The 20,553-nt window shown below is 71.9% G+C and carries 18 protein-coding genes and 1 pseudogene; 12 read left to right on the forward strand and 7 right to left on the reverse strand.

Annotated features, from left to right (window positions below; genetic code table 11):
• Positions 1 to 144: 144 nt before the first annotated feature.
• On the reverse strand, positions 145 to 3,303 hold the full coding sequence (ileS, locus tag OG587_RS21815) for an isoleucine--tRNA ligase (RefSeq protein ID WP_329093107.1): 3,159 nt from the start codon (positions 3,301 to 3,303) through the stop codon (positions 145 to 147).
• A 474-nt stretch (positions 3,304 to 3,777) separates the two neighbouring features.
• On the opposite strand from ileS, the gene OG587_RS21820 reads away from it, so the two are divergent.
• From OG587_RS21820 to OG587_RS21830, 3 genes are read left to right on the forward strand one after another with little or no spacing between them, the layout of a single operon-like run.
• Positions 3,778 to 4,197 (forward strand): TraR/DksA family transcriptional regulator, encoded by a 420-nt coding sequence (locus tag OG587_RS21820; RefSeq protein WP_329093109.1) that lies wholly within the window; start codon positions 3,778 to 3,780, stop codon positions 4,195 to 4,197.
• Entirely contained in the window at positions 4,161 to 4,796 is a 636-nt protein-coding gene (locus OG587_RS21825; protein WP_329093112.1) for a signal peptidase II, read from the forward strand. The genes OG587_RS21820 and OG587_RS21825 overlap by 37 nt, the downstream gene beginning before the upstream one ends.
• The gene (locus OG587_RS21830; RefSeq protein ID WP_329093114.1) at positions 4,789 to 5,718 is read left to right on the forward strand and encodes an RluA family pseudouridine synthase; all 930 of its coding nucleotides are present in this window, start codon (positions 4,789 to 4,791) and stop codon (positions 5,716 to 5,718) included. Before OG587_RS21825 ends, OG587_RS21830 begins: the two co-directional genes overlap by 8 nt.
• 81 nt (positions 5,719 to 5,799) lie before the next feature.
• Here OG587_RS21830 and OG587_RS21835 read toward each other — a convergent pair whose 3' ends face one another.
• The 5 genes and pseudogenes from OG587_RS21835 to OG587_RS21855 form a co-directional block, all read right to left on the reverse strand.
• Positions 5,800 to 7,377 (reverse strand): serine/threonine-protein kinase, encoded by a 1,578-nt coding sequence (locus tag OG587_RS21835; protein ID WP_329093116.1) that lies wholly within the window; start codon positions 7,375 to 7,377, stop codon positions 5,800 to 5,802.
• Between the two features lie 43 nt (positions 7,378 to 7,420).
• A pseudogene (locus OG587_RS21840) lies at positions 7,421 to 7,648 on the reverse strand (hypothetical protein); the annotation flags it as partial.
• 21 nt (positions 7,649 to 7,669) lie between these two features.
• Positions 7,670 to 8,008 carry a TcmI family type II polyketide cyclase gene (locus OG587_RS21845; RefSeq protein ID WP_329093118.1) on the reverse strand — a complete coding sequence of 113 codons (339 nt, stop codon included), beginning with the start codon at positions 8,006 to 8,008 and terminating at the stop codon, positions 7,670 to 7,672.
• Positions 8,009 to 8,285: 277 nt separating this feature from the next.
• Positions 8,286 to 8,960: a response regulator transcription factor gene (locus tag OG587_RS21850; protein ID WP_329093119.1), complete on the reverse strand. Its 675-nt coding sequence runs from the start codon at positions 8,958 to 8,960 to the stop codon at positions 8,286 to 8,288.
• A complete protein-coding gene (locus OG587_RS21855; RefSeq protein ID WP_329093122.1) occupies positions 8,939 to 9,886 on the reverse strand; it encodes a sensor histidine kinase in 948 nt (315 codons plus the stop codon). The genes OG587_RS21850 and OG587_RS21855 overlap by 22 nt, the downstream gene beginning before the upstream one ends.
• 635 nt (positions 9,887 to 10,521) lie before the next feature.
• Here OG587_RS21855 and OG587_RS21860 point away from each other — a divergent pair.
• From OG587_RS21860 to OG587_RS21900, 9 genes are all read left to right on the forward strand, one after another.
• A complete protein-coding gene (locus OG587_RS21860) occupies positions 10,522 to 10,890 on the forward strand; it encodes a SchA/CurD-like domain-containing protein (RefSeq protein ID WP_329093124.1) in 369 nt (122 codons plus the stop codon).
• Entirely contained in the window at positions 10,887 to 11,633 is a 747-nt protein-coding gene (locus tag OG587_RS21865) for an SDR family oxidoreductase (protein WP_329093126.1), read from the forward strand. Before OG587_RS21860 ends, OG587_RS21865 begins: the two co-directional genes overlap by 4 nt.
• Positions 11,630 to 12,013, forward strand: a complete 384-nt coding sequence (locus tag OG587_RS21870) for an antibiotic biosynthesis monooxygenase family protein (RefSeq protein ID WP_329093128.1) — start codon at positions 11,630 to 11,632, stop codon at positions 12,011 to 12,013. The genes OG587_RS21865 and OG587_RS21870 overlap by 4 nt, the downstream gene beginning before the upstream one ends.
• Positions 12,010 to 13,230, forward strand: coding sequence for an FAD-dependent oxidoreductase (locus tag OG587_RS21875; RefSeq protein WP_329093130.1), 1,221 nt, complete (start codon positions 12,010 to 12,012; stop codon positions 13,228 to 13,230). Before OG587_RS21870 ends, OG587_RS21875 begins: the two co-directional genes overlap by 4 nt.
• Positions 13,227 to 14,075: an SAM-dependent methyltransferase gene (locus OG587_RS21880; protein WP_329093132.1), complete on the forward strand. Its 849-nt coding sequence runs from the start codon at positions 13,227 to 13,229 to the stop codon at positions 14,073 to 14,075. The genes OG587_RS21875 and OG587_RS21880 overlap by 4 nt, the downstream gene beginning before the upstream one ends.
• Positions 14,076 to 14,327: 252 nt before the next feature.
• Positions 14,328 to 14,594 carry an acyl carrier protein gene (locus OG587_RS21885; RefSeq protein ID WP_329093135.1) on the forward strand — a complete coding sequence of 89 codons (267 nt, stop codon included), beginning with the start codon at positions 14,328 to 14,330 and terminating at the stop codon, positions 14,592 to 14,594.
• Complete coding sequence (locus tag OG587_RS21890) at positions 14,591 to 15,427, forward strand: cupin domain-containing protein (RefSeq protein ID WP_329093137.1); 837 nt, start codon at positions 14,591 to 14,593, stop codon at positions 15,425 to 15,427. The genes OG587_RS21885 and OG587_RS21890 overlap by 4 nt, the downstream gene beginning before the upstream one ends.
• Positions 15,424 to 16,686: a beta-ketoacyl-[acyl-carrier-protein] synthase family protein gene (locus OG587_RS21895; protein WP_329093139.1), complete on the forward strand. Its 1,263-nt coding sequence runs from the start codon at positions 15,424 to 15,426 to the stop codon at positions 16,684 to 16,686. Before OG587_RS21890 ends, OG587_RS21895 begins: the two co-directional genes overlap by 4 nt.
• Positions 16,683 to 17,903: a beta-ketoacyl synthase N-terminal-like domain-containing protein gene (locus OG587_RS21900; RefSeq protein ID WP_329093141.1), complete on the forward strand. Its 1,221-nt coding sequence runs from the start codon at positions 16,683 to 16,685 to the stop codon at positions 17,901 to 17,903. The genes OG587_RS21895 and OG587_RS21900 overlap by 4 nt, the downstream gene beginning before the upstream one ends.
• Before the next feature lie 386 nt (positions 17,904 to 18,289).
• Here OG587_RS21900 and OG587_RS21905 read toward each other — a convergent pair whose 3' ends face one another.
• The gene (locus OG587_RS21905; protein ID WP_329093143.1) at positions 18,290 to 20,473 is read right to left on the reverse strand and encodes an MMPL family transporter; all 2,184 of its coding nucleotides are present in this window, start codon (positions 20,471 to 20,473) and stop codon (positions 18,290 to 18,292) included.
• Between the last annotated feature and the right edge of the window lie 80 nt (positions 20,474 to 20,553).

Genomic DNA, 20,553 nt, shown 5'->3' on the forward strand with positions numbered 1-20,553 from the left:
ATCCGGACATCGGGCCCGTCATTTTCGCAAACCAGGACGGCCGGGGTGCCGGGGAGGACATCCCCGGCACCCCGGCCGTGTCCGGTCTCACCGGTCCTTCCAGGCCGGTCCGGCCGGTCGGAGCAGGCAGACGGGCCAGACCGGTCAGACCGTCGTCGTCGTGCGGCGGAGCTGGAAGGTCAGGCCGAGCTCCGCGTCGCCGTGGGCGGGGAGGTCGTCCACGCCGCCCTCGGTGAGGGAGACGGCGAGGACCTCGTCGGCCACCGTCCGGCCCTGGGTCCGCAGGGCCTCGGCCAGGTCGGCGTCGCCGGTGGACCACCACACGTCGATCCGGTCGGTGATCGCCAGACCGGTGGACTTGCGGGTGTCCTGGAGCAGGCGGATGACGTCGCGGATCAGGCCGGAGCGGCGCAGCTCGTCGGTGATGGTGAGGTCGAGGGCGATGGTCTCACCGGCCCCGGCCTCCACCGCCCAGCCGGACCTCGGCTGCTCGGTGACGATCACGTCGTCGGCGCCGAGTTCCACGGTGCCCAGCTCTCCCGCTTCCACCGGGACCGGCGAGCCGGTACGGAGCGCGCGGGCGAGCTCGGCGGGGTCGGTGGCGGTGACGGCCGAGGCGACCAGCTTGGTCTGCGAGCCGAACCGCCTGCCCAGCGCCCGGAAGTTGGGCTTGACGGTGAAGGACACCAGGTCCGCCCCGATCCCGGACAGGTCCTCCAGGTCCTTCACGTTGAGCTCGTCGGCGATCAGTTCGCGCAGCTCCGGGGAGAGCGCGGCCCAGCCGGGGGCGCCGACCAGGGCGCGGCCGAGCGGCTGGCGGGTCTTGACCCCGCTGGAGGCGCGGGCCGAGCGGCCCAGCTCCACCAGGCGGCGGACCAGCGCCATCCGCTCGGACAGCTCGGGGTCCAGCAGCTCGCCGTTGACCTCGGGCCAGGAGGCCAGGTGGACCGAGGAGGGCGCACCGGCGTCGCGGAGCACGTCCCAGACGTAGTCGGTGGTGAACGGAACCACCGGTGCCATCAGCCGGGTGACGGTCTCCAGGCACTCGTACAGCGTGGCGAACGCCGCGGGGTCACCGGTCCAGAAGCGGCGCCGGGAGCGGCGCACGTACCAGTTGGACAGGTCGTCGAGGAACTCGGCGAGGCGCCGCCCGACGCGGGCGGTGTCGAAGACGTCCAGCGACGCGGTGACCTCGGACACGGTCCGGTGCAGCTCGGCGAGGGCCCAGCGGTCGATCAGCGGGCGCTCCTCGTACGCGGGCGCCTCGGAGAGCCGGGACGGCGACCAGGACTCGGTGTTGGCGTACAGGGTGAAGAACGACGTGGTGTTCCAGTAGGTGAGCAGGACCTTGCGGACGATCTCCTCCAGGGCGCCGTGTCCCACCCTGCGGGCCGCCCACGGCGAGCCGGAGCAGGCCATGTACCAGCGCAGCGCGTCGGCGCCGTGCTGGTCCATCAGCGGCATCGGCTTGAGGACGTTGCCCAGGTGCTTGCTCATCTTGCGGCCGTCCTCGGCCAGGATCAGGCCGAGGCAGAGCACGTTCTCGTACGAGGACCTGCCGAAGACGAGCGTGCCGACCGCCATCAGCGAGTAGAACCAGCCGCGGGTCTGGTCGGTGGCCTCGCAGATGAACTGCGCGGGGTAGGCCTTCTGGAGCATCTCCTCGTTCAGGTACGGGGCGCCCCACTGGGCGAACGGCATCGAGCCCGAGTCGTACCAGGCGTCGATCACGTCGGGCACCCGGCGCGCCTCGTTGCCGCAGGTGGGGCAGGGCAGCGTGACGTCGTCCACATAGGGGCGGTGCGGGTCGAGCGCGGAGACGTCCTGGCCGGACAGGCGGCCCAGCTCGTCCAGCGAGCCGACGCAGGTGACGTGCGACTCGTCGGCCGTGCAGACCCACAGGGGCAGCGGGGTGCCCCAGTAGCGCGAGCGCGACAGGGACCAGTCGACGTTGTTGCGCAGCCACTCGCCGAACCGGCCCCACTTGATCGTCTCGGGGTACCAGCTGGTCTTCTCGTTCTCGGCGAGGAGCTGGTCCTTGATCGCGGTGGTGCGGATGTACCAGGCGGGGAGGGCGTAGTAGAGCAGCGCGGTGTGGCAGCGCCAGCAGTGCGGGTAGCTGTGCTCGAAGTGGCTGCCGCGGTAGAGCAGGCCGCGCGCCCGCAGGTCGGCCGTGAGCCCCTCGTCGGCGTCCTTGAAGAACTCGCCGCCGACCTGGGGCACGCTGTCCAGGAACCGGCCGTCGGGGCCGATCGGGTTGACCACGGGCAGCCCGTACCGCTTGCAGGTCGTCATGTCGTCGGCGCCGAAGGCGGGCGCCTGGTGGACCAGGCCGGTGCCGTCCTCGGTGGTGACGTAGTAGCCGAGCACCACGTAGTGCGCGCCGGGGATGTCGACCAGGTCGAACGGGCGCGAGTAGGTGGTGTGCTCCAGGTCGGCGCCCTGGAAGGAGGCCAGGACCTCGGCGCCCTCGCCCAGCGCGGAGACCAGCAGCGGCTCGGCCACCACCAGGACCTCGTCGGACCCGGCGGGGCGCGCCGCGACGTAGGTCACGTCCGGGTGCAGGGCCACGGCGGTGTTGGAGACCAGGGTCCACGGCGTGGTGGTCCAGATCAGCAGCGAGGCGCCGAGGTCGGCCAGCGGTCCCGAGGTCGCGGGCATGCGGACGTAGACCGACGGGCTGGTGACGGTCTCGTAGCCGCCCGGCTGGCCCAGTTCGTGGTCGGACAGGCCGGTGCCGCAGCGGGGGCAGTACGGGGTGATGCGGAAGTCGCGGGTCAGGAGGTCCTTGTCGAAGATGACCTTGAGTGACCACCAGACGGACTCCACGTAGGCCGGGTCCATCGTGCGGTAGGCCTGGGACAGGTCGATCCAGTAGCCCATCCGCTCGGTCATCTCCTCGAAGGCGTCCACGTGCTTCAGCACGGACTCACGGCACCTGTCGTTGAACTCGGCGATGCCGTACGCCTCGATCTCCTTCTTGCCGGAGAGGCCGAGGGACTTCTCGACGGCGACCTCGACGGGCAGCCCGTGGCAGTCCCAGCCCGCCTTGCGGGGGACGTTGAAGCCCCGCATCGACTTGTAGCGGGGGAAGAGGTCCTTGAAGACGCGGGCCTCGACGTGGTGGACGCCGGGCATGCCGTTGGCGGTGGGCGGACCCTCGTAGAAGACCCAGTTGGGACCGCCGGCGTTCTGCTCGACCGAGCGCTCGAAGATCTTGCCGTCCCGCCAGCGGTCGAGCACCTCGTGCTCAAGCGCGGGAAGATCGACCTGCGCAGGAAGAGAACGGAAATAGGCGGACATAATGGGTTGGACCTCCACGCTGGAACCGGCTGTGGCGTGGAGGGACGAGGCCGTCGGGCCCCGCGGTACCACCCTCCTTGACCCCGCGCGCGAGGTCCTCTTCCTTTGGTCTGCTGCCGGGTCTACTGGGCCGTCGCGAGCCTCTGGCGGGTCGTCGCGGCCGTTCTTCCGGCGGCTCCGGGGTGATCGTGCCTCCGCGCCTCGCCCCGGGCTCGCACCGTCCCCGGGTCGCTCGTGCGAGGGGATGCGGAGGTTGCTGTCCCCATCAACGCCTTGCAGGCTCAAACGATAACGCACCCGCCCGCTGGAAGCTTCCCCGTATTGAGGTCGGCTGGGTGGAATCAGGGGGAAGCGACCGGATGTTACGGGAGTGGTAAACATTGCGGCGGGTCGTTTGCCGTTCTGTTATGGGAGACCTAAGCTGCCCGCACCGTTTACCACATTGGAGACGGTCCATCGAGCAAGGAGGCCGCCATGGCCGCGACCGTGCGCGCAGACAAAAGCGCGGTGGCGCCGTCCCAGGACGGCGCCGTCGTCACCTGGTCGGCCGAGGAGCTCAAGGAGGTCCGCGGGCAACTGGCCACGGAGATCCGCGAGCTCAACGAGGAGATCGCCAAGGCCGAGACGGAGATCGCGTCGAGCGACGTCACCGACGGGGCGGGAGACGATCAGGCCGACGCCGGAGCCCGGACGTATGAACGCGAGCGCGAAATCGCCCTTACCCTGAACTCGCGCGACCTGGTCGCGCAGAACGAGCGAGCGATCGCCCGGATCGACGCGGGGACCTACGGAGTGTGCGAATCGTGCCATCAGCCGATCGGAAAGGAGCGCCTTCAGGCGTTTCCGAGGGCGACGCTGTGCGTGGCCTGCAAGCAGCGGGAGGAGCGCCGCTGACCGGCGACACCGAGGACGGGGCGGTTGCGGCCGCCCCGCTCCCGGGGCGGCGGATCGCCGTCCTCGCGACGATCGTCCCCATTATCTACGCCCTCGACCTGGCCACGAAGACCCTCGTGCTGAAGACCCTGGAGGGCAGGGAACCGTTCGTGGTCATCCCGGACATCCTCCAGTTCCGGGTAATCTTCAACCCGGGGGCCGCCTTCAATCTCGGCACCGGGATGACGATCGTCTTCACCTGTGTGGCGGCCGCCGTCGTGGTGGCGATCCTGCGCACCGCGCGCAACCTGCGCAGCCTGCCCTGGGCGGTCACGCTGAGCCTGTTGCTCGGCGGGGCGCTCGGCAACCTCACCGACCGGGTCTTCCGCTGGCCCTCGGGCTTCGGCCCCGGCAGGCCCTCGCCGTTCCAGGGGCACGTGGTCGACTTCATCGAGACCTTCCCCGGCCACTTCCCGGTCTGGAACGTCGCCGACTCGGCGATCGTCTGCGGGGGCATCCTGGCGGTTTTCCTCGCCTGGCGGGGCTACCAGATCGACGGCACGCGCGACACGGGAGCCACGAAGGACACGAAGGAAACGAAGGAGAACAACGATGGCTGACCGGCGAAGCCTCCCCGTCCCCGACGGGTTGGAGGGCGAGCGCCTCGACGCCGCCCTGTCACGTCTGTTCGGCCTCTCCCGCACGCGCGCGGCCGAGTTGATCGTCGCCGGCGACGTGCTGGTGGACGGCTCGACCGCGATCAAATCCGACCGGGTCCACGGCGGCGCCTGGCTGGAGGTCACCCTCCCGCCGCCGCCCACCACCCCGATGCCGGTCGCCGAGCCGGTGCCCGGCATGCACATCGTGTACGAGGACGACGACATCGTCGTCGTCAACAAGCCCATCGGCGTGGCCGCCCACCCGACCACCGGCTGGACCGGGCCCACCGTGATCGGCGGCCTGCTGGGCACCGGCCACCGGGTGGCCACCAGCGGCGCGGCCGAGCGCCAGGGCATCGTGCACCGGCTGGACGCCAACACCACCGGCGCGATGGTCGTCGCCAAGAGCGAGCACGCCTACTCCCACCTGAAGCGGGCCTTCAAGGAGCGTACGGTCGACAAGCGCTACCACGCGCTGGTCCAGGGCCACCCCGACCCGCACCGCGGCACCGTGGACGCGCCGATCGACCGCCATCCCGTCGGGGACGGCCGCTGGGCGGTCGTGTCCGGGGGTAAGGACTCGATCACCCACTACGACACGATCGAGGCGTTCCGCGCGGCGTCGCTGCTGGACATCAAGCTGGAGACGGGCCGCACCCACCAGATCCGGGTCCACATGTCGGCGCTGCGCCACCCGTGTGTCGGCGACATGCTGTACGGGGCCGACCCCACCCTGGCCGCGCGCCTGGGGGTGAGCCGGCAGTGGCTGCACGCGGTCTCCCTGGCCTTCGAGCACCCCTCCACCGGCGAGTGGGTCTCCTTCAGCACCACCTACCCCGACGATCTGGCCAACGCCCTGAAGATCGTCGCCGCCGAGTCCTAGCGCGGTCCGCCGGGTTAGGGAGGGGCCGGACCGGGCGGTGGTCCTCCGGGTCCTCCTGCCCAGGTCTTCCCCGGGCCCTTCTCAGAACCCCCCGGCGCCCTTCCCCTCGCCGGTCGCCCCGGCCCTTTCGGCCTCGCCTGCGGTGCCCGTCTCCAGCGCGGCCCTCCCGGCGTTGGGGTCAACCTGGTCGGGTGAGTCGCCCTGCTGGCCCTCGCCCGGCGCGTCGTCCTGGCCCGAGCCCTCGTCGGTCCCCTCGCCCTGGCCCTCCTCCTCGTCCTGTCCCGGTTCGGTGGGGTCCTCCTCGGGCTCCGCGGAGGGGTCCTGTGACGGCTTGCCCGAGGGCTTCTCCGACGGTTCGCCCGTCGGCTTGCCCGACGGCCTGTCCCTGGGCGCGGGGTCGCCGTTCCCCGACCTCTCGGGGGCCTGGCGGCCGGAGGTCCCGCCCCCGTTGTCCCGCGCGGGCACCTTCGCCTGCTCGGGCTCCTTCGAGGGCTTCTTCTCGTCGGGCGCCACGCTCGAAGAGGCCGGCGGATCCTGGGGGGCCTGGGGCGAGGAGTTGACGGCGACCCACGCCATCCCTCCCGCGGTCGCGGCGATGGCGAGCGCCGTCGCGACCAGGGCGGCCGTCGCCGGACGCCGTCTCCTCCGGGGGGCGAAGGCCGGGACCGGCTCGGGTTCGGGGAGCTCGGATGGCATGGGCGGCATGGCCCCGGCCGGGGTGGTGGGGGCGCCGTCCGGGCCCGGGACCGCGGCCACCACGGGAATCGCGGTGGCCGGCCCGGTCCGCGTCCCGACCGGTGGCTCGACGGGCAGCTCGATGGGCATGGTCGGCTGCGGAGCGGTGCCGTTCACCAGCGAGGTCAGCTGGATCTGCACCTCGCGGGCGGACATGCGCCGCGCGGGATCCTTGTGGAGCAGGCCGAAGATCACCGGGGCGAGCGGTCCGGCGAACCGCATCGGTGACGGCTCCTGGTGCATGACGGCGCTGAGCGTCGCCAGCGGGTGGGCCCGCTCGAAGGGGGAACGCCCCTCGACCGCCACGTGGAGCGTCACGCCGAGCGACCACAGGTCGGAGGCGAACTCGGCCGGCCCGCCGCTCGCCCGCTCCGGCGCGATGAACGCCGGGGTGCCGATGAGCGAGCCGGTCCTGGTGATCGACGAGTCGCCCTCCAGGACGGCGATGCCGAAGTCGGTGAGCACGGCCCGCCCGTCCTTGGCGAGCAGCACGTTGTCGGGCTTCACGTCGCGGTGCAGGACGCCCGCCTGATGGGCGGCGAGCAGCGCGCCCAGCACCTCCAGCCCGATCCGCGCCACCCGCATCGGCGGCAGCGGCCCGTCCTCCCTGATCACCGCTCCGAGCGTGCGGGAGTCGACGAGCTGCATGACGATCCAGGGACGCCCGTACTCCTCGATCACGTCGTAGACCGTCGCCACCCCGGGGTGGCCGATCCGCCCGGCGGCGCGGGCCTCCCTGAGGGTCCGTACGGTGAAGACCTCGCGCTCGGGGCCGGTGAGGTCGGGGGAGGGGATGACCTCCTTGACCGCCACCTCGCGGCCCAGGACCTCGTCCCGCGCTCGCCAGACCGTTCCCATGCCTCCTCTGCCGATGCGTTCGAGCAGGCGGTAGCGGGCTCCGATGATCCCCTGAGAATCGGTCATGTGGTGGCGAGTACCCCGGATTTACGCTGGCATTCAGAAAAGTTTACGCAGACCAGGGTATATGTTCCTGCTCGCTCATGAGCGAGTCCACGAATCCGGTGCCGTGCTCACCGGCCGCGAACCGAGGTTGTGCGAGCAGGGCGCGCAGCAGCGGGATGGAGGTGACCGCCCCCGGCCCCTCCACGGCGAACTCGGCGAGCGCGCGGTCGGCCCTGGCGACGGCCTCCTCCCGGGTGGGCGCCCAGACGACCGGTTTCGCGATCACCGAGTCGTGGTCCGGCGGTGGAGGTCGTCACAGGGCACGCTCCTCGGGGGTCCAGTGGTAGAACCGCCGTGCCATCGCGTCGGCGGGGCCGCGCCAGGTGTCCGGGTCGTACGGCCTGACGTGTGGTTCGAGCTCCCGGCTCAGCCGCAGGAAGTCCTCGCGTCCGCGGGCCGCGGCCATCGCCTCGGCGGCGGAGCCCTCGAACTCGACGCGGTGGAGGTAGAGGTCCCGGTAGAGGAACAGGTCGCGGCGCGTCACCCCGAGCGCGCGGGGCAGCTCGCCGGCGTCGGACTCGCCGAAGAGGCGGGAGACCTCGCCGGAACCGCCGGGGGTGAGGCGGGCGACGATCAGGATCTGGTCGGGCACGGGCACTCCTCGGTGGCCGGTCGATCGGGTCCGTCCCACCGTAGGAACCGGCCCCGGCCGCTGTCGCCCGCCGCCGGCGTGAACCGGGGGCTCCTCCGGGGAGGGGACCGTCTCCTTCCCCGGGGGGAGCCGTGCCTCTTCTCCCGGCACTTCTCCCGGCACTTCTCCGGGCGCTTTTCCGGGGACCGGACGGGAGGTGGCTCTGCGGGACGGCCGGACGCGAGACGGCCGCCTCCCGACGAGAGGGAGACGGCCGCCTTCGCGCGCCGGAGCCGTGTCAGCCCCGGGGGGTGGCCGCCACCAGGCCGTTCTCGTACGCGAAGATCACTATCTGGACCCGGTCGCGGACCCCGAGCTTCTGGTAGAGATGCTGGACGTGTGACTTGATCGTGCTGTCGCCGAGCACGAGCGTGCGGGCGATCTCGTCGTTGCCGTAGCCCCGCACGAGCAGGCGGAACACCTCCCGCTCCCGCTCGGTGAGCTGGTCGAGCACGGCGGTCGGCGCGGCCGAGAGCACCGGGCGCCTGGCGAACTCGTCGATGAGCTTTCGCGTCACCGAGGGCGACAGCAGGGCGTCGCCCTCGGCGGCCTCGCGCACGGCGTCCACCAGCCGGTCGGTGGGCGTGTGCTTGAGGATGAAGCCGCTGGCCCCGCTGCGCAGCGCCTCGAAGACGTGCTCGTCCTGGTCGTAGATGGTCAGGATGACGACCTTCGCGGGATAGGCGGGACCCAGCTTGCAGATCTCCCTGGTGGCGGTGATGCCGTCCATACGCGGCATGTTGATGTCCATCAGCACGACGTCCGGGCGGAGCGACTTGACCGACTGCACCGCCTGTATCCCGTGTCGTGCCTCCCCGACCACCACGATGTCGGGCACCCCGTCGAAGATGGCGTGCAGGCCACTGCGGATCAGCGGCTGGTCGTCGGCGATCAGGACACGGATCTTCCGCATGGCTCGTCCTCTCTGAAGATGGCAGAAGTCACGGGAATGACGGCCCTGGTGGCGAACCCGCCCCCGGCCAGTGGCCCCGACTCCAGGTGGCCCCCCTGCTCCGCGACCCGCTCCGACAGGCCGGGCAGCCCCGCGCCGCCCTGCCCGCCGGGAACCCGCCTGCCGGGAAAGGGCACCGGAACGGCCACGGCCATCACACCGGGGCGCGTCTCGTTGACCACCGAGACGCTCAGCTCGTCACCGAAGCAGACGTCCAGCCGGACCGGGCCGGTGTTGTGCTTGAGCGCGTTCGTCAGGGCCTCCTGCGCGACGCGGAACGCGGTCTTGGCGACCTCGGGTGGCACGTGGCGCTCGTCGGCGATGTTGCGCAGCCGTACGGCCAGGTCGGGAAAGGGGAAGCGCCCGGCGAGCTCGGTCAGCCTGGTCGACAGCGGCACCCCGTCGTCGCCGCGCGGAGGTTCTTCCCAGGAGAGGCGGTGTGGCGGCTCCTTTCGTGACGGACCGCGCGGAGGTTCCTCCCACGCGGGGCCGCGTAGCGGGTCCTTCCACTCGGGAAGGTCGCGCCGCCCCCGTGGGAGGGACGGCTCGTGCCGCAGGGCGGCCAGGGTTTTCCGCAGGTCCTCCAGGGTCGCCTGGGCCGTCTCCTCGATGATCTGGGCCACGTGGTGCCCCGTCGCCGATGAGCCGGACAGTCGTCTGGCCTGGAGCGCGATGACGGTCAGGCCGTGGCCCACGCCGTCGTGCAGGTCGCGGGCGATCCAGCGTCGCTCACGGAGCATCGCGCCGGTCTCGCTCCCGGCCGGTGTGGTCCGGGCGTGGCGGGCGTCGATCGTGGACGACACGACGGCCAGGATCACGGCCACCGTGGAGCACAACAGATCGGTCCAGCTCAGCTCGGAGACGAGATAGCCGAAGAAGGCGCTCACCGGACCCACCCCGTTGGGTTCCGTTGAGATCGGCTAATCGGTGAACATGAGAGGTGCTTGCATTTCTGGGTTGTTTTGCCCCGTCGTTCCCCCATGAAAGGTGAGCGTAGTCAGAAAAAGTGGCTATATCAAGCAAATCATATGGGGCGTCACAGAATTCATTAAGATTCTATTCTTCAGGTATGCGAGGTGTCGATCGTCCACCGGGAAATGTTCTCCGGACGGTGGCCCGGATAACTCGAGGGCCTCCTTCCGGCGGATACCATCGGCACGCGTGTCATTCAAGTGATCTATGAGTTCTCACAGAGAAGCCTTGGGGATTCTTAAGATGTGTTGGCCGAATCGCAATATATGCGATGGCTGAATATGTGGGTAAAACGGTACGAATCATCGTGTGTGGCATTGTTTTAATAGCGTTTTAAATTAAAAGCGGGGCGGGTCGGGTCCCGGTGCAATGGCACCCCCGCCCCCGGGAGACTCCACGGTGAGGGGACGCGGGCTCCCACCCGCGGCGGAGACGACCCCACCGCCGGGGGACCACCGGGTTCGGTCACGTGGTGGAAGACAGCCGGACCCGCCGCGAACAGGCTGGTTCCCGAAGGCGGCGGAGGGCCGCCCCCGGCCAAGGGAGACCGATGCGGCGCTACGCGATCACTTTCCAGATCAGGCCCGGCACGGAGGCGGCGGTGCGGGAACTGCTGTCGGGCTACGCGCCCCCCGAGGGGGAGACCCCCGACGGGACACGCCTGCTCAGTACGTCGATCTTCATGCACGGCACCACGGTCGTCCGTGTCATCGAGATCGACGGCAACCTGCCGAGCGTGATGGCACACCTGTCCAGGCAGCCCGGCATCCAGAAACTGGAACGCGAGCTGGACGCCCACCTCGTGGTCCCGCGCGACATGAGCGACCCCGCAGGGGTGCGGGCCTTCTTCGCGTCGGCGCTGATGGACCACGTGACCACCCGCGTCGCGGAACCGGTCCGAACGGAGCCGGCCCGATGAGCGCCCCCGTCTTCCTGATCACCGGAGCCACCGGGCAGCTCGCCGGGCCCGTGATCGAGCTGCTCGGCGGCCGGGGCGACCGGCTGCTGCTCACCGGCCGGGACAAGGACCGGCTCGACGGGCTGCGGCGGCGGCACGGGGTCGCCGGGCGGATCGAGACGCTGGCCACGGACGTCTCCGATCCCGAAGGCGCCCGCCTCGCCGCCGAGGAGGCGATCAGGCGCTTCGGCCGTCTCGACGGGCTGGTCCACCTGGTCGGCGGCTTCCGGGCGGGACCGCTGTTCCTGATGGACACCGGGACCTACGAGCGGATGCTGCGCGACAACTTCCTGTCGGCGGTGACCGCCACCCAGGCGGTCCTGCCGCACCTGGCCGAGGGGGCGCGGCTGGTCTACTTCAGCACCCCGCTCGCCGGCGAGCCGCTGCCCGCGCTGTCGGCCTACACCGCCGCGAAGGCGGCCCTGGTCGCCTGGGTCCGCTCCATCGCGCACGAGGTGAAGCGGAGCGGCATCCACGCCAACACGATCGTCATGACCATGGCCGACACGCCGGACAAGCGCAGGGAACGTCCCGGGATGAACTTCGACCACACCGTCACCCCCGAGCTGGTCGCCAGGGTCGTGGGGTTCCTCACCGGTGAGGCCTCGGACGGCCTGTACGGCAGCTGCGTCCCGGTACTGGGCCGGTTCGAGTTCACCTCCGAGCTCGGCGGCCCCCCGCCCGGTGTGGGGGGTCCCCGATGAGGGCCAGGATCGTCTTCCTGATCAGGGTGCCCGCCGAGCGGTGGGAGGACTTCCTGGCGGCCTACGAGAAGATCCGCCACCAGGTGTCCGGAGGTGTCCCCGGGCACCTGAGGGACCAGGTATGCCAGTCGGCGACCGACCCCGAGCAGTGGCTGATCACCAGCGAGTGGCGCGAGCTGGCCGACTTCCTCACCTGGGAGGCGGCCGAGGAGCACCGCGCGCTCGTCGGGCCCATGCGCGAGTGCGTGACCGAGGCCCGCTCTCTGCGCTTCCTGGTCCGGGAGGAGACGGAGACGGCCGTACCGCCCCCGGAGGGGACGGGGGCGGTGGGGGGCAGGGGAGGCGCGGTGGCCGCCGCCGTCGCGCGGGGGCCCTCGTGAGGGTGGTCGTCGTCGGGGGCGGCATCGGCGGGCTGACCGCGGCGCTCGCGCTGCGGGCCGCGGGAGCCGAGGTCACCGTGTACGAGCGCGCCCCCGAACCGCGTGCCGCGCGGGCGGGACACGGCCTGGTGCTCTGGCACAACGCCGTGCTGGCGCTGCGCGCGCTCGGCCTGGAGCCCGGGGTCGGGAAGATCGGGCACGAGCTCCACCGGCACCTGTTCCAGGACGCGCGCGGCCGGAGGATCGCGGAGTGGTCGATGGCGCGCATGGCGGGGCACTACGACGCCCCCGTCCACGCCGTCGGCCGCCCCGGGCTGCACGCCCTCCTCGCCGATCAGGTCGGGGACGACCTCGTGACCGGCTCCCGGTTCACCGGCCTCACCGCGACCGGGGACGGCGTCGTCGCCCGGTTCCACGGGGGCCGCGAGGAACGGGCGGACCTGCTCGTCGGCGCGGACGGGCTGCGCTCGGCCGTACGCGCCGCGCTGCTCCCCGGCGAACCGCCGCCCCGCTACGCCGGGTTCACCGCCTTCCAGGGGGTCATCCGGCTGCCGGGCTCCGGGGTGCCCGAGCACACCTTCCTCAGCACGTGGGGCCGAGGCCGGTGGTTCGTCTGCTACCGGCTCGCCGACGACCACGTCTACTGGGACGGGGTGCTCGGTGACCGGGTCGCCCCGCGGCTCGGCGAGAGCGCCCTTGACCTGCTGGCCGCGGAGTTCGCCGGCTGGCCCGACCCGATTCCCGGCCTGATCGCGGCCACCGGGGCGGACGACGTCACCCCGGTGCACATCTTCGACCGTCCGCCGCTGCGGCGCTGGAGCCACGGCCCGGTGACGCTGCTGGGGGACGCGGCCCATCCGATGACGTTCAACCTCGGCCAGGGGGCCGGGCAGGCGATCGAGGACGCCCTCGTGCTGGGCGAGGAGCTCGCCGGCGGTGACGTCCCGGCGGCACTGGCCGCCTACGAGGCCCGGAGGGTGGAGCGCACCGCCCGGATGGTCCGGCGGTCGCGGGCCAACGGCGAGCTCACCCGCTGGCGGCACCCGGTCGCCTGCGCGGCGCGTGACGCGTTCATGCGCCTGACGTTCGACCGGCTGGTGTACCGCGAGACGTACCGGCTCACCATGGCCGTCGACTTCACCGGCGACAGGGGTTTCACCGGAGACAGGGGTTCCGTCGGCGACGGAGACCTCACGGAAGACAGGAGCGAGGCGTGACCAGACCAACGGGGGAGCCCGGCCCGCCCACGGGCGTGAGCCGTACCGCGGTGGTGATCACTCAGGCCAGGGAGGCGGAGAGCGCGCGGCCCGACCGGCTCTTCGACGACCCGCTCGCGGGCCCGCTCGCCGACGCCGCCGGGCGGATCACCGGGATCAGCGAGGCGGGCCGCCAGGCCGCCGAGCACTTCGTCCTGCGTACCCGCTTCTTCGACGACCGGCTGCGCGAGGCCGAGGGGGCGGGCCTGCGGCAGGTGGTCCTGCTCGCCGCCGGCCTGGACACCCGCGCCTTCCGGCTGCGCTGGCCCGAGGGCACCCGCCTGTTCGAGGTCGACCTGCCGGACCTGATCTCCTTCAAGGAGAAGGCGCTGGCCGGTCAGGGCGCCCGGCCCGCCTGCGATCGCGCGGTCGTCCCCGCCGACCTGCGCGAGGACTGGCCGTCGGCGCTGCTGTCCGCGGGCCTCGACCCGGACGCGCCGACCGCCTGGCTGATCGAGGGCGTGCTGATGTATCTCACGCCGGACGACGCGGGGCGCGTCCTCGGCCGCGTCTCCGAGCTGTCGCCCCCCGGCAGCAGGCTCGCCGTCGAACACGTCAACAAGGCGTACGCCGAGCTGCCGCAGATGCGGCCCGCCATGGGCAGGCTCGCCTCCACCCGGGCCGCCTGGCGGTCGGCCGTGGAGGACCCGGTGGGCTGGCTGGCCGGGTACGGCTGGCATGCCACGGTGACCCACCAGGCCGACCTCGCCCGAAGGCTGGGCCGTCCCGTCCCCGCGATGGCGGATCTCCGGGCGGTCGGCTCGGCCCGGATCTGGCTGGCCGACGCCCTGCGGGACGACGGCTGACACCCCGGGCCACCGGCCCGCGGCCTTCCGGGACACGGGCCGTTCCGCAGGGAGACCGACTCGCGCCTTCCGTGACGCGGGCCGGTTCCGCCGAGACACCGACGGGACGCGGGCCGATTCCTCCGGGAGACCGGCCCGCCCTTCGACCACCCGGCCCGTGCTCCCCGGGACACCGACGACACACGGGCCGTTCCGCCGAGACACCCGACCCGCGCCTTCCGAGACACCGACCGACGACAGGAAACGATGACGATGCCATTCACCGAAGAGAACGCACGCGAGTTGCTGCTCTCCGTGGGCCTGGACCCCGCGGCCGGGGACGACGTCCTGGAGCTCAGCTTCGACGAGCTGGACCTCGACTCGCTGGCCCGGGTGGAGATCGCCACCCGCATCCAGGACCGGTTCGGCGTGGACGTGGAGGAACAGCTGACGGCCCGGGCCACGCCGTCCCTGATGAGGAAACTCGTGATCGAGCGGCTGGCGGCGACCGGCGTCGGAGGAGGCGAGCGCACATCATGATCGGACACACCGACAACGCGATCGAGATCGACGCGCCCATCGGATTCGTCTGGGACCGGACGAACGACGTCCGGGCCTGGCCGGAACTCTTCTCCGAGTACGCGAAGGTGGAGATCCTCACCGAGTCGGACGACTCGGTGACCTTCCGGCTCACCATGCACCCCGACGAGCAGGACCGCGTCTGGTCCTGGGTGTCGGAACGCTCCTGGGACCGCGACACCTGGACGGTCAGGGCGCGCCGGGTGGAGACCGGGCCTTTCGAGTTCATGAACATCACCTGGGTCTACGAGGAACTCGGCCCCGACCGCACCCGCATGCGCTGGGTGCAGGACTTCCACATGAGGCCCGGTGCGCCGGTCGACACCCGGGGGATGACCGACCGGATCAACGCCGGCTCCGCGATCCAGATGTCGCTGATCAAGGAGAAGGTGGAGAGGCTCCGCCGGCGCGTGGTGGGTTTCCACGACGTGCCGTCCAACACCAGGCGCGGTGGCGACCTGCGCACCCTGGTCTCCCCGGCGACCTGCGGTTCCTCGTCGGGCTTCTGCGGGGCCGTGCGCCTGGCGCCCGGCGAGAGTGTCTCCGAGCACTACCACCCCTACTCCGAGGAGTACGTGTTCGTCGCGACCGGGACGCTCAGGGTGGACCTCGACGGCGAGCCGCTCACCGTCGGCGCCGAGCAGGCGCTGCTGATCCCCCGCGAGGTCAGGCACCGCCTCACCAACGTCGGTGAGGACGACGTGCTCGCGGTCTTCCAGCTCAGCCCGCTCGCCCCGAGGCCCGAACTCGGGCACGTGGACACCGAGCCCCACCCCGGGAAGGTGGGAACGTGAGAAGAGTCGCCGTCACCGGCATCGGGGTGATCGCCCCGGGCGGGGTGGGCCGGGAGGAGTTCTGGAACCGGATCGTGGACGGCAAGCCGGCCGTCCGCCGGATCACCGCCTTCGACCCGTCCCCGTTCCGCTCCCGGATCGCGGCCGAGGTCGACTTCGACCCGGCCGCCCACGGGCTCACCCCGCGCGAGGTCCGGCGCATGGACCGCTTCGTCCAGCTGGCCGTGGCCGGCGCCGACGAGGCGCTGGCCGACTCCGGCCTCGACCTCGGCGCGGCCGATCCCGAGCGGGCCGGGGTCAGCCTCGGCTCGGCGGTCGGGGCCACCATCACCCTGGAGGAGGAGTACGTGGTCGCCAGCGACCGCGGCACGGACTGGGAGGTGGACCACCGCCACCTCAAGCCGTTCCTCTACCAGTCGCTGGTGCCCTCCAGCGCGGCGGCCGAGCTGGCGGTCAGGTTCGGCCTGAACGGCCCGGCCGCCGTCGTCTCGACCGGCTGCACCTCCGGCATCGACGCCATCGGCCGGGCGTACCGGCTCATCCAGGACGGCGAGGCGGACATGATGCTCGCGGGGGCGTCGGACGCGCCGATCTCCCCGATCACCGTGGCGTGCTTCGACGCCATCCGCGCCACCAGCCCGGACAACGCCGAGCCCGAGACGGCCTCGCGGCCCTTCGACGCCGGGCGCAGGGGTTTCGTCCTCGGCGAGGGCGCGGCGGTGCTGGTGGTGGAGGAGCTGGAGCACGCCCGGCGGCGCGGTGCCCGCGTCTACTGCGAGGTCACCGGCTACGCCGCGCGGGCCAACGCCTTCCACATGACCGGGCTGCGGCCCGACGGCCTGGAACTGGGCAGGGCCATCGGCCACGCGCTCGACCAGGCCGCGCTCAACCCCGAGGACATCGGCTACGTCAACGCCCACGGGTCGGGGACCAAGCAGAACGACCTGCACGAGACGTCCGCCTACAAGCGGAGCCTCGGCGACCACGCCCGGCGGGTGCCGATCAGCTCGATCAAGTCGGTGATCGGCCACTCGCTCGGCGCGATCGGATCGATCGAGATGGCCGCCTGCGCCCTGGTCCTGCAGCGGGGCGTGGTCCCGCCCACGGCCAACCTGACCGTGCCCGACCCCGAGTGCGACCTGGACTACACGCCCCTGGTCGCCCGCGAGGTGACCGCCAGGCACGCGCTCTCGGCGGGCAGCGGCTTCGGCGGGTTCCAGTCCGCGATGATCTTCTCTGACCCGGAGGCGGTCCGATGAGCGACCGCAGGGCGGTGATCACCGGGATCGGGGTGGTCGCCCCGACGGGGATCGGCGCGGCCGGGCACTGGGAGGGATCCCTGTCCGGGCGGAGCCGGATCGGCCCGGTGACGTCGTTCGACGCCTCCGGGTCGCCGATCGGGCTGGCGGGGGAGGTCACCGGCTTCGACGAGCGCGAGTTCGTCGACAGCAGGCTGCTGGTGCAGACCGACCGGTGGACCTGGTTCGCCCTCGCCGCCACCCGGCTCGCGCTGGCCGACGCCGCCCTCGACCCCGCGAGGGAGGACCCGTTCGACCTGTCGGTGGTGACCGCAGCCGCCTCGGGCGGGAACGTCTTCGGCCAGCGGGAGATCCAGGCGCTGTGGAGCGAGGGGCCGAGGTCGGTGAGCGCCTACCAGTCCATCGGCTGGTTCTACGCCGCGAGCAGCGGCCAGCTGTCCATCAGGCACGGGATCAAGGGCGCCTGCGGGGTGCTGGTCGCGGACGCGGCCGGGGCGATCGACGCGCTGGCCGAGGCGGCACGGCTGATCCGCGCGGGTACCGAGGTCGTCGTGACCGGGGGCACCGAGGCGCCGCTGTCGCCGTACGCGCTGGCCTGCCAGGCCGGTGAGGCGACGGTGAGCCGCGCGACCGACCCCGTACGCGCCTACCGGCCCTTCGCGCCCGACGCGGCCGGCCACGTTCCCGGTGAGGGGGGCGCGATCCTCATCGTGGAGGACCGGTACAGCGCCCTCGGCCGGGTCGCCCCGACGGTCTACGCCGAGATCGCCGGGACCGCCTCCACCCACGACGCCCACCACGTGAGCGACCCGGCCCCCGATCCCCGCCAGTACGCCAGGGCGATGCGCGAGGCGATCGCCCGCGCCGGGCTCGGCCCGGACGAGGTCGGCGTGGTCTTCGCCGACGGGGCGGGGGACGTGACCAGGGACTCCCTCGAGGCGGCGGCGCTGCGGGAGGTGTTCGGGGAGCGCCGCGTGCCGGTGACGGTGCCCAAGACGATGACCGGCCGCCTGTGCTCGGGGGGCGCGGCCCTCGACCTCGCCTGGGCGGCCCTGGCCCTGGCCGAGGGGGTGCTCCCGCCGACCGTCGGCACCGTCGCCCCCGAGGGGATGGACCTGGTCACCGAGCCCAGGAGGGTGGAGGGGCTCTCGTCCGCGCTGGTCGTGGCCCGCGGCTCCGGGGGTTTCAACTCCGCGGCGGTGCTGACCGCCGTCTGACGATCCGGGGAAAGCCGTCCGACGGCCCGGAAGAAGGAAACACGTGAACGGCCACCGCCTCCCCGGGGCGGTGGCCGTTCCTCGTTCTTCGCGCGGTGGCGTCGTCCCGTCGATGGCCGGGGGGCGGGTGAACGGCCACCGCTGTTCTTCGCGGTGGCGTCGTCCCGTCGGTGGCCGGGGGGAAACGGGTGAACGGCCGTTGCTGTTCTTCACGGTGGCGTCGTCCTGCTGGTGGCCAGGGGAAACGGGTGAACGGCCGTTGCCGTTCGTTGCCGGGTGGGTGGTGTCGTCCCGCCGGGGGAGGGGAGACGTGAACGGCCATCGCCGTTCCGGGCGATGGCCGTTCACGCCGCCGGGTGGACTCCGGGCCGGTGGCCTGGCGGGGCCTAGACCGGTTCCGGGATCCGGGCGGGCTCGGGGTTCTCCCTCCGTAGCGGCGAGGGCTCCACCCGCAGCAGCCGCGCGGCCCAGGCGGGCAGCCACCAGTTCCATCGGCCCATCATCGCGACCACGGCCGGGACCAGGACGCCGCGGATGAGGGTGGCGTCCAGGAAGATGCCCAGGGCCAGGCCGCTGGCGAACACCTTCACGTCCAGCTCGGGGGTCATGGCCAGCGCGGTGAAGGAGATGAACAGGATCAGCGCCGCCGAGGTGACCAGCCGCCCTGTGCGGCCCACGCCCTCGATCACCGCGTGCTCCGTGCTGCCGGACCTGTCGTACTCCTCGCGCATCCTGGCCAGGATGAACACCTCGTAGTCCATGCTCAGGCCGTACAGGAAGGCGAAGATGGTGAGCGGCACGAACTCGCCGATCGAGCCGGTCGGCTGGATGTCCAGCAGCTCCCTGGTCCCCCAGCCGAACTGCCACAGCAACACCATCGCGCCGATCACCGCGCCCAGCGAGAGCAGGTTGAGGACGATCGCCTTCAGCGGCAGCAGCAGCGAGCGGAACGCCCGCGCCAGCATGACGAACGTGACCAGCGCGATCAGGCCGAGCATCCAGGGGAACGCCCCGTAGGTGCGCTCCTGGAAGTCCATGCTCTGCGCGGCGTTGCCGCCGACGCGCGCGGTGGCCGGTGCCGCCTCGCGCACCCGGGTGATGGTCGCCTCGCCGGCCTCGGTGCCGTTCTCCGAGATCGGGAGCACCGTGATGACGGCGGTGCCCTCGCGGCGCCAGGACGGGTCGTCGGGGGCGAGCACCGCGGACACGCCCTTCACGCCCCTCAGCCGTTCGGCGGCCCGGCCCGGGTCGCCGGTCACCAGGACGTCGAACGGGGTGATCGAGCCCTCGGGGACGCCCGCCTGGCGCAGCGCGGACAGCCCCTCGTGGCCGGTGCCGGTGGCCAGCAGGTTCCCGCTCGCGGGCAGGCCGAGGTTGACGTTCAGGGCGGTCACCGTCAGCGCCACCAGCACCCCGCCGGCGAGCAGGGTGGCGAGCAGGCGCATCCGCACCACGCCGCGGGCCCATGCTGACCAGGCCCGCCCGGCCCGCGCCTCGCGATGGAAGGGGACCTCGTCCCGGCCCGCGCGGGCGCGCCTGCGGTCGAGCCGCTGCCCGGCCAGGGCGAGCAGCACCGGCAGCACGGTCAGCGTGGTGGCCACGCTCATCGCCGCGATGATCATCCCGGCGAGGCCGAGGCTGCGCAGGAACGGCACCGGCAGCACCACCATGGTCACCAGGCCGACCGCGACCGCCACGCCGCTGAACAGCACCGCCCGCCCGGCGCCCGCCATGGCCCGGTGCACGGCCTCGTCGCCGCGGTGCCCGCCCGCCTGCTCCTCCCGCCAGCGGGCCACCAGCAGCAGCGAGTAGTCGACCGCGATGCCCAGGCCCAGCAGGGGCATCGTGGTGAGGGCCACGTCGTGCACGGTCGTCACCAGCGTCAGCAGCAGGATCACGATGAACGACAGGAAGATGGACAGGACCGAGATGAGGAGCGGTACGAAGGCCAGCGCCGAGCGGAACACCAGCAGCAGGACGGCCACCGCGGCGAGCACGCCGATACCGATCTTGGCGGGCACGTCCACGCCGCCCGCGTCCACGCTCGGCGCGAGGGTGTCCAGGCCCGTGACGTGGACGCTCGTGCCCGCCGGCAGCGCCGGGGTCATCGCCCTGACGATGACCGGGCTCTCGTCCGGGGTCTCCCCGAGGCCGCCGCCCGGCGGGCTGCCGTCGGAGTAGGTGCCGGGGAAGACCAGCCCGAACGTGGTCCGGCCGTCGGTGCCGATCAGCCGGGGGTCGCCGGTGCTCGCGTAGGAGACCACGCGGGCCTTGGGCAGCTCGGCGGAGACGGCGGCGAAGGCGCGGCCGAGGATCTCCTTGCTCTCCTCGGCCCGCATTCCCTCGGGAAGTACGACAACTGGGACGAATGGTCGCTGATAGCCGCCATTCCCGTAGATCCTGACGATTTCCTGATTGGCATCGAAAGCGGGCATTCCCGGGTGTGAGTATTCCTCGGAGAGCCGCTGAATCGCGATCGGCGTCGCGCCCATGCCCACCAGGAATCCCAGCACGGCCAGCAGGGCGACCAGTCCCTTGCGCCGCAGTACGAAAACCGAGATTCTCTCCATGGCCTCCAGTGCAACAAAATGATCTTCGACGGTTGTGTGCCCGCCCTTAGAGCGGCATGTGAATCACTCTTCACAGAGTT

Origin of the sequence: Streptosporangium sp. NBC_01469 (genome assembly GCF_036227305.1) — a bacterium.
Lineage (GTDB): Bacteria > Actinomycetota > Actinomycetes > Streptosporangiales > Streptosporangiaceae > Streptosporangium.